General features: G+C 41.5%; 8 protein-coding genes and 1 tRNA gene. 5 read left to right on the top strand and 4 right to left on the bottom strand.

The genetic code is table 11. The annotated features are described in order from the left end of the window. The first annotated feature begins 435 nt into the window (after positions 1 to 435). Positions 436 to 591 (top strand) — tRNA-Asp (locus tag AC3E9V_RS15970). A 693-nt stretch (positions 592 to 1,284) separates the two neighbouring features. Next, positions 1,285 to 2,973, top strand: a complete 1,689-nt coding sequence (locus tag AC3E9V_RS15965; protein WP_488749135.1) for an AMP-binding protein — start codon at positions 1,285 to 1,287, stop codon at positions 2,971 to 2,973. On the opposite strand, the gene AC3E9V_RS15960 is transcribed toward AC3E9V_RS15965, so the two are convergent. Continuing rightward, a complete protein-coding gene (locus AC3E9V_RS15960) occupies positions 2,970 to 3,764 on the bottom strand; it encodes a DUF3298 and DUF4163 domain-containing protein (RefSeq protein ID WP_488749134.1) in 795 nt (264 codons plus the stop codon). The genes AC3E9V_RS15965 and AC3E9V_RS15960 overlap by 4 nt on opposite strands. A 66-nt stretch (positions 3,765 to 3,830) precedes the next feature. Here AC3E9V_RS15960 and AC3E9V_RS15955 point away from each other — a divergent pair, with 66 nt between their 5' ends. Both AC3E9V_RS15955 and AC3E9V_RS15950 read left to right on the top strand, forming a co-directional pair. After that, positions 3,831 to 4,754: a DUF3078 domain-containing protein gene (locus tag AC3E9V_RS15955; protein WP_488749133.1), complete on the top strand. Its 924-nt coding sequence runs from the start codon at positions 3,831 to 3,833 to the stop codon at positions 4,752 to 4,754. A gap of 98 nt (positions 4,755 to 4,852) precedes the next feature. Continuing rightward, positions 4,853 to 6,832, top strand: coding sequence for a monovalent cation:proton antiporter family protein (locus tag AC3E9V_RS15950; protein WP_488749132.1), 1,980 nt, complete (start codon positions 4,853 to 4,855; stop codon positions 6,830 to 6,832). Positions 6,833 to 6,853: 21 nt separating this feature from the next. Here the strand turns inward: AC3E9V_RS15950 and AC3E9V_RS15945 are convergent, their stop codons facing one another. Both AC3E9V_RS15945 and AC3E9V_RS15940 read right to left on the bottom strand, forming a co-directional pair. Then, the gene (locus AC3E9V_RS15945; RefSeq protein ID WP_488749131.1) at positions 6,854 to 7,744 is read right to left on the bottom strand and encodes a mechanosensitive ion channel family protein; all 891 of its coding nucleotides are present in this window, start codon (positions 7,742 to 7,744) and stop codon (positions 6,854 to 6,856) included. 9 nt (positions 7,745 to 7,753) lie between these two features. Then, entirely contained in the window at positions 7,754 to 8,953 is a 1,200-nt protein-coding gene (locus AC3E9V_RS15940; protein ID WP_488749130.1) for an S-adenosylmethionine:tRNA ribosyltransferase-isomerase, read from the bottom strand. 15 nt (positions 8,954 to 8,968) lie between these two features. Between AC3E9V_RS15940 and AC3E9V_RS15935 the strand changes: the two genes are divergently transcribed. Continuing rightward, positions 8,969 to 10,045: an o-succinylbenzoate synthase gene (locus AC3E9V_RS15935; protein ID WP_488749129.1), complete on the top strand. Its 1,077-nt coding sequence runs from the start codon at positions 8,969 to 8,971 to the stop codon at positions 10,043 to 10,045. On the opposite strand, the gene AC3E9V_RS15930 is transcribed toward AC3E9V_RS15935, so the two are convergent. Next, a complete protein-coding gene (locus AC3E9V_RS15930) occupies positions 10,046 to 12,610 on the bottom strand; it encodes a PAS domain-containing sensor histidine kinase (protein WP_488749128.1) in 2,565 nt (854 codons plus the stop codon). It lies immediately after the preceding gene. Between the last annotated feature and the right edge of the window lie 68 nt (positions 12,611 to 12,678).

Raw genomic sequence — 12,678 nt, 5'->3', positions numbered from 1 at the left:
TGTGAAAGCTGTCTTCGTCCGGTTATCTTAAGCCCATTTGTACTCCCGCTTTTTCTTCATCCCTTTTATTCCTGATTACACCGAGTACTTACTTTCAAAAATTGATTACCCAAATACTTTTTTTCAGGAAAGGGTGACTCATCTGTCCTGCTTTTAATTCTATTTCCATAGATTTTTCCATATTTTTCTATTGCTTTTTATGAAAATGCGAAATTTTCATCTTTTTTACCGATATCTCTCATTGAATAATATCTAAAATCAGACCTTAAAACAGCTATTAATTGCGAAATATATAATTGAATATCCAAAAAATACCTATGAGTGTAAAAATTTACTAAAAAGGTTAAAATCATTTTAAAGAATGCTGTAGAATGCTAATTTTGAACTGTCAAAACGATCAAACACAGACAAAAATTTGGTCGTCAGACATCACACTGTAGGGTGATGAAATTGGCAGACATGCCCTCCTGTCTCGGGGGTGGAGATAAGGGATAAATCCCGGTAACTTTCACGATAAATTATTTTAGGTAATCTATCGTGAAGGTCGGGACTAACCGCTCCGTGGAGGTTCGAATCCTCCCCCTACAGCCATCATTTTTGGGTTAATGTTGTTTATTTGAATCTGGTCGTGGTAGGGGTGCCACGACCTTTTTCTTTTTTAGGACCTTGTAAAATGAATCCTCCCTCTACAGCCATCATTTTTGGGTTAATGTTGTTTATTTGAATGCGGCCGGCTAGGTCTGGTCGTGGTAGGGGTGCCAGGCTACGCGCCCCGGACCTTTTTCTTTTTTAGGACCTTGTAAAATGAATCCTCCCTCTACAGCCATCATTTTTGGGTTAATGTTGTTTATTTGAATGCGGCCGGCTAGGTCTGGTCGTGGTAGGGGTGCCACGACCTTTTTCTTTTTTAGGACCTTGTAAAATGAATCCTCCCTCTACAGCCATCATTTTTGGGTTAATGTTGTTTATTTGAATGCGGCCGGCCAGGTCTGGTCGTGGTAGGGGTGCCAGGCTACGCGCCCCGGACTACGCGCCCCGGACTACGCGTCCCGGACTACGCGTCCCGGACTACGCGTCCCGGACTACGCGTCCCGGACTACGCGTCCCGGACTACGCGTCCCGGACCTTTTCTTTTAATACCTACCTATTTTAATTGCGCTTTTCTCGTGGGTTAACTTATATTTATAAGCAGCAAAGGCCTTATTTATTTAGCATCATGAAAATTGCTAAATTGAGACAGGCAGAAGAATGAAGCTTAACCTGTAATACAAAATACTAAAAGAGATGAGCAGTCACCCTTGGTTAGAACACTACCCCCCCGGAGTTCCTAAAAGTATTGACATTGAGAAATATAACTCACTTCCCGATTTGTTTCAGGAAGCGTCAGAAAAGTATACCAATCTCATTGCCTATGAAAATATGGGCAAGGCTCTGTCATTTAATGAGTTGGACCAGCTTTCTGATCTGTTTGCAGCGTATCTCCAAAAGGGTCTGGGGCTGAAGCAAGGTGATAAAGTAGCTATCCAGATACCCAACGTTTTGCAAAATCCAATTGCATTGCAGGGTATACTTAAAGCAGGTATGGTAGTGGTGAATACCAATCCGCTTTATACACCATCAGAGATGAAACATCAATTTGTAGATTCAGGAACCAAGGCAATAGTGATTCTGGCGAATTTTGCTCATAATCTGGAGCTGATCATTGATGATACGGAGATAGAGCATGTTATTATTACTGAGTTAGGGGATCTTCTGGGCGGCTTTAAGGGGGGGCTTGTCAATTTTGTGGTTAAGCATATCAAAAAAATGGTTCCTTCATACCATCTGAAAAGTAAGGTTTCATTTAAGGATGTTCTGAAGGAAGGAAAGAAATATAGTCTGAGCAAACCGAAAATTGACAGGCACGATCTGGCTTTTCTTCAGTACACCGGAGGTACCACCGGCGTTTCTAAAGGAGCAATGTTGTCTCATCATAATCTTATTGCAAACCTGCAACAGATTGAAGCCTGGCTGGCTCAGACCAACCTGAAAGAAGGGGAGGAGGTATTTATTGCAGCACTTCCGCTTTATCACATATTTGCTTTGAATGCACATGGCCTCTTGCCGGCTAAGCTTGGTGCAAAAAATGTTCTGATCACCAACCCAAGGGATATGAAAGGCTTTGTAAAGGAGCTTAAGAAACACAAGTTCACCTTGATTACCGGGGTAAATACATTATTTAATGGTCTCCTGAACACGCCCGGTTTCGAGGATGTAGATCACTCAAATATCAAAGTGGCTCTAGCAGGTGGAATGGCTTTGCAACGAGCAGTGTTTGACAAGTGGCAGAAGGTAACAGGTAAGAAAATCGCTGAAGCCTATGGACTTACGGAAACTTCACCTGGTCTTTGCATTAATCCGATGGGTGACGGGAATCGTGTTGGAACGATCGGAATGCCCCTTCCTGAAACAGAGATTGTGCTTTTGGATGATAAGGGTAATGAAATTGCGGGTGATAAACCCGGTGAACTATGTTGTAAAGGACCTCAGGTCTTTTCAGGTTACTGGAATAAAAAGGAAGAGACTGATGCAGCTTTCATAAACGGATATTTCAAGACAGGAGATATGGCCACCATGGATCCTGATGGTTATTTCCGAATTGTGGATCGTAAAAAAGAGATGATCCTGGTGTCTGGCTTTAATGTTTATCCAAATGAAGTGGAAGGAGCCATCGCCTCCCATCCGAAGGTTTTGGAGGTAGGAGCCATAGGTGTACCTGATAGTAAGTCCACTGAGGCTGTGAAAGTCTACATCGTAAAAAAAGATGAGAGCCTGACAGCGGAAGAGGTTAAGGAGTTTTGTAAGGAAAACCTCACAGGGTACAAATGTCCCAAGTATGTCGCATTTGCAGATGAGTTGCCAAAATCAAATGTGGGCAAAATTCTGAGGAGAGTTTTGAGTGAAAAGGATGCAAAAGAAAACTCCTACGATTAAATCTTTACCTCAAAGATACCTTTGAGCTCTTCGAAAGGGATGAGTATAGCAGTAGGACCCTGAGCATAAGAAGCAATCTCATAGCTATTGTAGTAGAAAACTACACCAGCCTTGGAAAAGCCAAAATTATCTGTCAACTCAAACGTGTTATCGTCAAACATGAAGCCGGCTTCTGAAAGGTCTTCATCGGGTTTGAGGTCGTATTCCTTCCTAAACTTTTGTTCTGCTTTTTCTTTCAGCTGATCAATATCGGTAAAAAAAGAAGACAACTCTGTAATCTTATTACCCTTTTGATCCAGGTTAAGGTACGCTACCTGATGGTTTGGGTGCGCGCCACCCGTATAGCTTGAGGTATTAAAAGATAAAGAAACAAACGAAGGGGTAGTATATGATACAATTACATCGACACTTAAATCCCACGGAGTGGTGCTGGTGGGAAATTCTTTTTTAAACTTCTCATAACTTTTTAAGAAAGCAGAAGTTAGCTGATCAATCGAAGCAGCAGGTGAAGCCTCTTCCATAAGGTAATCAGAGACGGTTCTTTTGACTTCCTCTTTGATAACCTCATTAAGAGTGGTGTGGACAGCCTTTCCCTCTGAAAAGGCGGGATAGTTGATGACTATCCGGGTGCATTCCGGAGTGCTACAGCCTGTCTCCCGATCGGTTATTTTTTGGATATCGTAGCTGTACAATGCAGGCTCTCCTGGTTTCTCCTGCGTACTCTTTTGACTGGTATCACAAGCAACCGTTAATAGGAGAATAAAACTAAAGAAGAAGATAATTGTCTTCATTTTATGTGAAAAATTAGGACTCAATGTTAAAAAGCTTTTTTTTACGGAAAAATCCCTGCAATTATCATGAAAATTAAAACATTAATTCCTGTTTGCACTTTATTCTTTTTTTCCCATATACAAGCACAAACGCAAAGTGCTGATACGTCCTACTGGGCTGTCGGCGGGCTTAACTCCCTGACGTTCTCTCAGGTTTCACTGAACAACTGGGCTTCCGGGGGACGAAGTTCCGTAGCTATTAATGCAGCTATTTCATTGTTTGCTGATTACGCAAGGGATAAGAATACCTGGGAAAACTCCCTTGATCTGGGCTATGGGCTTATTAAGCAAGGCAGTGATGAGAGCCTGCGAAAATCAGACGATAAGCTAAATTTGGTGACAAAGTACGGCTATCAGATCAAAAGTGGAGATGCCCGTTGGTACTTCAGTGCCCTTCTTGATTTCAGAAGTCAATTTACCAGGGGTTTATCCCAGGAAAATCCGGATAGTGTGATATCCCGGTTTATGTCTCCCGGTTACCTGGTCACGGGGCTAGGGTTGGATTTTAAACCTAACAAGGCCTTGTCATTAAACTACATTCCTCTGACTGGTAAATTTACCTTTGTTAATGACCCTGAGCTTTCTGCCCTGGGTGCCTACGGAGTAGATCCTGGCAGAAAAATGAGAGCTGAGCTGGGTTCTTACTTAAGAATAAAGTTTAAAAATGAAATTTTTAAAAACGTAAACCTGGATTCCCGGCTGGAGCTGTTTGGTAATTACATTGAGAATTTTGGGAATATAGATGTAAACTGGCAAAACGGACTGGTTATGAAAATAAATAAGGCCCTTACAGCAAACTTTTTTACTCATCTTATATATGATGATGATATTAAGATCGAAATTGATAATGACAATGACGGAACAGTTGATGAAACTGGTCCGAGGGTACAGTTCAAAAGTGTGTTTGGTGCAGGGCTAACTTATAATTTTGGGGCTTCCCGGGATAAATAAGGCTAAAAATAACTCTGAGTAAAAAGTGAACTAATTACTAACTTGTTTATATCGAACTTTTTCATGGTTTGTTTTAATTAGTATTACCCCAGAGGCATATGCATTTACCACTTTTAGAAGACATATTGATTTTATTAGGGTTTTCTGTCTTCGTTGTTTTTTTTCTTCAGCGATTGCGGCTTCCTTCCATTCTTGGTTTTCTTATAACGGGTGTAATAATTGGGCCTACGGGTTTGAGCCTGGTAAATGCTATTGATGAGGTTGAGGTTATAGCCGAGATTGGGGTTATACTGCTTCTTTTTGTGATTGGCATGGAGCTTTCACTGAAGCAACTGGTGTCTATCAGGAAGACCGTTTTTTTGGGAGGCGTTTTACAGGTGGGGCTCACGGTCCTGGTCGTTATGGTTATCGCCTATGGTCTGGGATATAAGCTGACTGAAGCGATCTTCATGGGTTTTCTTTTTTCACTGTCCAGTACTGCTATTGTGCTGAAAATATTGCAGGAGCGTAATGAGATATCAACTCCGCATGGCCGTAACGCTCTTGGCATCCTTATTTTTCAGGATATTATCGTGGTGCCAATGATGTTAGTGACACCTATTATGGCCGGTCAGGAAGTTAATCTGTGGGCGTCATTGGCAACACTGGTGGTCAAGTCACTAGTGGTAATTGGAGTAACCTACGTCAGTGCCCGCTACCTGGTGCCTAAGCTGCTATACATCATAGTGAAGACCAATAGTAAGGAGCTTTTTTTACTCACTACCATTACCATTTGTTTTACAGTGGCTTTTTTGACCTTCGAGGCGGGTCTTTCTCTTGCTTTGGGCGCATTTTTGGCAGGCCTGATTATCTCCGAATCGGAATATAGCCATCAGGCCACCAGTACTATTTTGCCATTTCGGGAGCTGTTTACCAGTATATTTTTCATCTCGGTTGGGATGTTACTTGACCTGTATTTTTTCATATCCCACCTGCCTGTGATTATTTTACTGGTTTCGGCCGTTTTTGTAGTTAAAGGGGCGCTTGCCTCAGTGGCTGCGGCTTTTCTGAAGTATCCTTTACGTACGGTACTCTTGACGGGTTTGTCTCTTTTTCAGGTAGGGGAGTTTGCTTTCATTCTTTCAAAGGTAGGTTTAGAGTACAATTTGCTTACTGATGAAATGAATCAATATTTTCTCTCAGTTTCTATAGCCACGATGATACTCACGCCTTTTCTTTTGAACTATTCTGATAACTTATCCAAGTTTCTTGTTCGGGGACAGGCCCGGAAAAAACAGCCTCAGAAAGTCCCGGGGAAGGTTTCTCTGCATTCAGCCCACGAAGGTATGGAGAATCACCTGGTGATTATTGGCTATGGCGTAAATGGAAGAAATGTTGCTAAAGCAGCAAAGTATGCGGATATACCTTATATTATTTTGGAGTTGAATGCAGCGACAGTGAGAGCTGAGCGAGCAAAAGGAGAACCGATCGTTTTTGGAGATGCTGTTCACGAAAGTATATTACATGGGGTAGGGATAAAGCAGGCCAGGGTGGTGGTGCTAGCCATTTCTGACCCCCAGGCTACGAAAAACATTATTGCCAATATCAGAAGTATTTCTCAGTCTGTATATGTGGTGGTAAGAACCCGATATGTCAGGGAGATTGACCCACTGATAGCTTTAGGAGCCGATGAGGTGATCCCGGAAGAGTTTGAAACGTCCATAGAGATTTTCTCCAGGGTGTTGAATAATTTTCTGGTACCAATGGATGAACTCGAAACACTGGTGGATTCTATCCGATCAGATAACTACAAAATGTTCAGACCTAAAAGCTCCCACCTTCGGCATGTTAGATCTACGATAAACCCTGAATTTAAAATAACTTGTGTTCGAATAATGGCAGATAGTGGGGATGTAGTAGGAAAAACTCTTAAGGAAGCTAAAATCCGCGATACATATGGAGTGAATGTGTTAGCGATCAAAAGGAATGAGGAAATGATCACAATCGTAAATCCTGAAGAACAGATCTTACAGAATGATCAGCTCTTTATCAGTGGTGACCATCAGGGCATTGAGCAATTTTATAAGTCGGTCAATTGATATTTGATTTGCAATGAGTCGCTAGGAGGGTGGTTGGGTTTTGATGTGGATGTCTCTTTGTGGAAAAGGGATTTCAATGTTATGCTCTTTAAATTTATCAAAGATCTCGAAATACAGCTCACTTTTTAACACTCGGGGTTTGTCAGTATGAGTGGTTGTCCACACAGCCAGGTAAAAGTTCAGAGAACTATCACCATATTCGTCGAAAAGGACCTTAGGCTGGGGGTTTTTTAGTACGTGCTCATTTTTATCGGCCACTTCGAGGAGTAGTTTACGAATTTTGGCAGGGTCTTCTCTATAACTCACGCCTACAGGGATCCGGAAACGGATATTACGATCATTGTGACTCCAGTTGATGACCTTGCTGGAAATGAACTCAGAATTGGGGACGATGATGGATATGTTGTCGTTGGTCAGCACCTGAGTAGCGCGGAAGGAGATACTAATCACATCTCCCTGCACGTCACCAACCTCAATGCGATCGCCTACTTTTATGGGTTTTTCGAAAAGGATGATGATCCCTGAAATAAAATTGTCGGTTACATTTTGCAAGCCAAACCCAATACCAACCCCCAGAGCCCCTGCGATTAACGTAAGCGATGTGAGATCAATTCCTGCACTTTGAATGATGATAATGGATCCTATCAGGATCATCGCAAACTTGGTGACGGTACCTATGGTGGCGCGAACGCCTTTTTCCATATTTGCACGGATAAGAATTCGGTCTACCAGTATTTTTCTAAACCGGCGTGCTACAAAAGACAATACGGCAAAGGCAAATACGATATAAAGGATCGTCCCAAGCGTGATGTGACTACTTCCCAGGTCAAAAAGCGTAGTGGTAAATACATTGTATACCTTTTCAATGTAGCCACTCACTTCTTCCCAAAATTCCTTAAAGGTCTTTTCCATTGGCTTAAATTAATAAGAATCAGGTAGAAGCAACGAGCTGTCGCCATAACTTAAGAAGCGATAATCATTATTCAGGGCCTCCTGGTATACTTTTTCCCAATCTTCGCCGATCATTGCTGCCACAAGGAGTATAAGTGTAGAGCCCGGCAAATGAAAGTTTGTGATAAGCCCGTTGCAGATTTTGAATTGATATCCCGGGAAGATGAAAATCTCTGTGTGCCCGATCAGGTGGTTTATAGAATTAGCCTCCATATACGCCAAAACATTTTTCAGTGACTGGTTTCTGCTAATTGGTCTCTCCTGGTAGGGTGCTAGTTTTTCAATGAAAAAGTCAGCGCCTTTGTGATGCTCCAGCTTATTCCCAAACCAGTAAAGGCTTTCCAGAGTACGCAGGCTTGTTGTACCTACGGCTATGATTTTATCATTTTCCAGCAGTTTACTGACATTTTCTTTAGTGATCACAACCTGCTCTTTGTGCATAGGATGATCTTCTATCTTTTTAGCTTTTATGGGCTGGAATGTACCTGCAGAAACATGTAATGTCAGATAATCGGTAGAAATGGATTTTTTCTGAAGTTCTTCCAGAATGTCGCTGGTGAAATGAAGCCCGGCAGTAGGCGCTGCTACTGCACCCTCCACTTTAGAGTACACCGTTTGGTAGCGGGGCTTGTCTTCTGCTGTGGCTTCACGGCCCAGGTAGGGCGGTAAAGGTATTGTCCCTGCTTTGTCCAGTAACTCGGAAAAAGTACAGTCACTTTCCCAGGTAAATTTTACGCTTTGCTCCCCTGTTCTGGTAGCAGTTAGTATGGTGTGTCCCAGGTCCAGGGATAAGGTGGTTTCTTTCTTCCATTTTTTCGCATTCCCGATCATGACATGCCACTCCGTAGATGTTTTGCTTGCCATTGCGGTTTCGTACACATTGGAGGGTTTTATTGGGTCAAGTAAAAAAACTTCTATTCTTGCCCCTGTTTCTTTGTGGAGAATAAGACGGGCAGGTATTACTTTCGTGTTGTTGAAAACGAGGTGCGACTTTTGCGGTAGTAGTGAGCTGATGTTTTCAAAAACGGAGTGATTTATCTGTCCTCTGTTATAGGAAAGGAGTTTTGATTTTGATCGATCTTTCAGAGGGTACTTAGCAATTCTTTCTTCGGGTAGGTTGTAATGATATTCGCTTAAATTCACTCCTTTGACCAAACTATTTGATGACATGTTTTTTGTAAAGGTATGTTGAGGCTCGAATATAAAGATTACACCCTTCAATTTAAATTTGATGCGGGAACATCACGAGGAGTTCTTAAGGAGCATCCGGTCAAGATCTTGAAGGTTTACCAGTCTGATAACCATAAGGTTTATGGTTTGGGGGAGGCTGCTCCTTTGGAAAAACTGAGCCCCGAATCATTTGAAGACCTGGATGAAGTGCTACGGAAGCTGACTTCCGAATTAAAAGGCATTTCAAAAATACCACGTAATGAAGATATTCCTGGCTTAGTGGATTCTCTGGTGGGTAAAGATTTTCCCAGCTTAAGGTTTGCTCTGGAGACTGCGCTATATGATCTGGTGAATGGTGGTAAGCGGATGGTCTTTGATAATGATTTCTTTGCTGGAGACAGACACTTGCCAATAAACGGGCTCATCTGGATGGGTGATCCGGAGTTTATGAAGGAACAGATTGATCTGAAACTGTCCGAAGGATTCAAGTGCATTAAAATGAAAATTGGAGCCATTGACTTTGAAAAAGAACTTAAGATCATTGAATACCTTAGAGACAAGTCTGAAAGCCTGATTATTCGTGTAGATGCAAATGGTGCTTTTCGTAATAATGAAGTTTTTCAAAAGTTGTTGGCATTGGAGCCTTATAATATACATTCTATAGAACAACCCATTATGCCAAAACAATGGGAGGCGATGCAGCTGGTTTGTTCCAAATCCTGTATTCCAATAGCTCTCGATGAGGAGCTCATCGGGATCCATGAGTTTTCACAAAAACAGGAACTCCTTAAATTTTTGAAACCGCAGTTTTTAGTCTTAAAGCCTACACTTGTGGGTGGATTTAAAAGCACTGAGGAATGGATACGTTTAGCTGAACAGCTGGGAATAGGGTGGTGGCTTACCTCTGCTCTGGAAAGTAACATCGGTTTAAATGCTATTTCTCAGTTTGGAGCCAGGTTTGATGATTTGGGACATCAGGGTCTGGGTACAGGACAATTATATACGAATAACTTTAAGTCTCCATTAGAAATCAGTGGTGAATATATCAGCTATACGTTTCGGACAAGGTGGGAAGTGAATTTGTTTGAGTGATCAAACAGCAAGCTCTAAGGGAATTTCTACAAGAATGTTTGTTCCTTTCCCCGGTTGACTTGTGATCTCTATTCCTGCTCCCACTGCACTTGCCCTGCTTTTCATGGATGATATTCCGAGACCAGAATACAGGAGATTCTTTTCATTGGCATCAAATCCTTTTCCGTTATCCTCTATGGTAAGGATGATAATGTCGTCATATTTCATGAGCTGAATGCTGGCTTCTGTGGCTTGCGAGTATTTTAGCGTGTTGTTGATAGCCTCTTGTGTGATCCTGTAGAAGCAAGTCTCTACCTTATCATTTAGTCGGAAATCATTTAGATTTTCATAAAATGAGAAATCTATTTCGGAATGATTCCTTATGGAATAAATCAAACTCTCTATGGTTTTTACCAGACCAAAATCCTGAATCGATTTTGGCATGATACTATGAGCAATGTTTTTGGTTTCAGCGACACCTTCCTGCAGTCTTTTTAGTGCATCTTTATATTGATCTGATATAGACGGGTCTGATACTGACTCTTCAAAATATTTTTCAAGACTTTGGAGGTTCATTAGAGAGGACACCAGGGTTTGCTGTACACCATCATGTATTTCTTTGGCGATTCGTCTGCGTTCAGCATCTTCGGCCTGTAAGGTGGCTGAGATGATCCGGTCTTCTTGTCTAAGTCGATCCGTTATATCCATCAGGAAGCCTTGCCTTTCAATTTTTCCTTCAAACTCCGTGAAGAGCCCCTTTTCCCAAATCCATTTCTCTTTTCCATATCTGGATCTTATGCGATAGGAGAGTTCAAAGTCTGAGAGGTTTTCGGCGGCTTTATTTAAAACATTACCGGCCATTTCCCGGTCATTTTCTACGATCAGATCTTTGTAATCAATATTTTCTTTAATAAAGGATTTTGGTTCATATCCTGTGATTTGCCTGATTTGACTTGAAATAAATTCAAGGTTATTATCCTCCCTGATTTTATAAACTGCTCCTGGTACGCTTTTGATCGTGTTACTTAGTTGTTCATTAATGTTGCGAAGTTCATTTTCGGAGATAAATTGCTCGGTAATATCTCTTGATACACTGAGTACGGTATCAACATCTCCATTTCGGTCAAGTACAGGGTAAAGTCGCCAATCCAAATATCTGTAGTTTCCTGTCTTATCCGGGGCCTTTATGATTTCCTTTCGGGCCTTCTTATTCTTGATGATCTCCTTTACTTCAGACACAAATTTTTTTGCCTTTTCACTTTCTCCAAGTATTTCAATATGGTTCTTTCCGATGAGCTGATCATCGGTCAGATCCCAGTCATTTTTTATGCTTTCATTGACGTATAGTATTCTGGCTTGTTTATCAAAGTGTATGATGTAGTCATGACTGGATTCTGCCAGGACCTTGTATTTTTTCTCACTTTCTTTGAGCGCAATTTCAGTGTTTTTACGAGCGGTTATGTCCTGAATGGATCCTTTAGCGCCAATTACTTTTGTGTGGTTTTTGACCGGCTCACCAATTACCCGAACCCAGAAAATGTTTTTGTTAGTGTCATAAACTGGTAGCTCCAGGTCAAATGACTTACCATTTTTCTCTAATTGTTGCATTGCCCGGGAGATTTCCTTTTTCGCTTCCGGAGGATAGTGGTCAAGGTATTTATTCAGGTTTGGAGGAGGCTGGTTGTATGGAATTTTTAACAGGTCGTGGACTGTTCTCGTCCAGTTAGATTGGCCGGAAGGAAAGTCTATCCGCCAGCCGCCAATTCTACCTATTTTACCCATGTCGTCCAGCATTTCCTGGCTTTGGAGAAGTTTTTTTTCTACAATGACCTTTTCTGTAATGTCCTGCTTTGTGCCAATGTATCTTAAGGGGATTCCGTTGTTATCGAATTCAAAATAACCCCTTGAGCTAAAATATTTTATCTCTGTTTTGCCTTTCAGTTTGAGTCTGTAAACACCTGTGAAATATTTTCTGTTTTTCAGGCATTGGTTAAATTCTTCTGAGATTTTCTGTAGGTCATCGGGATGAATGAGTTCATTCAAAAGCTCCTGAGGCTGCCATCCGGGCGGAATGCCTATCATTTTTGAAAAGGATTCGGATATTAAGATTTGATTTTTTTGCAGGTCTATTTCGAACGGTGTAATCTTTGCTATTTTGTAGGCCTCTTCCAGTCTTTTGTTTTGCTCGTTTTCCTGTGCGGTTCGCTTCATTTCCTGAGAGATATCTCTGGCTATTCCCTGGTATCCTATCGGATCACCCTGATCGTTGATGATATTAAAGAGGCGTGATTCCAGCCAGACCCAGTGCCCGTCTTTATGCTTAACCCGGTATTGTACAATGATCTGTTTAGCTGTGTTGGGCCTCTTTTCTAGAAATTTTCTCTTTTTGTGGAGGTCCTCAGTATGGAAAAGTTTTACCCACCTGTTTTTTTCGTTGAGTTCTTTTTGGGTAAAACCGAGGATCCTTTCTGAAGCGTTATTTAGAATTTTTAGTGAACCGTCCGCTCCCTGAAAGTAAACGATATCTCCAATAGACATTATAACTTTTTCCGGGTTAATAGGGGCGTTTTCTGGAGGATTTGTCATTTGGAGGAATTTCTAATTCCTAAAATAACGATTCAAATAGTCTTATGAGGTAGGTGATTTACCTAAAT

The organism is Marinoscillum sp. HNIBRBA16962, from assembly GCF_057801515.1.
Note: the sequence above shows the minus strand (reverse complement) of the source record. Positions and strands in the feature narration are given on the sequence as shown.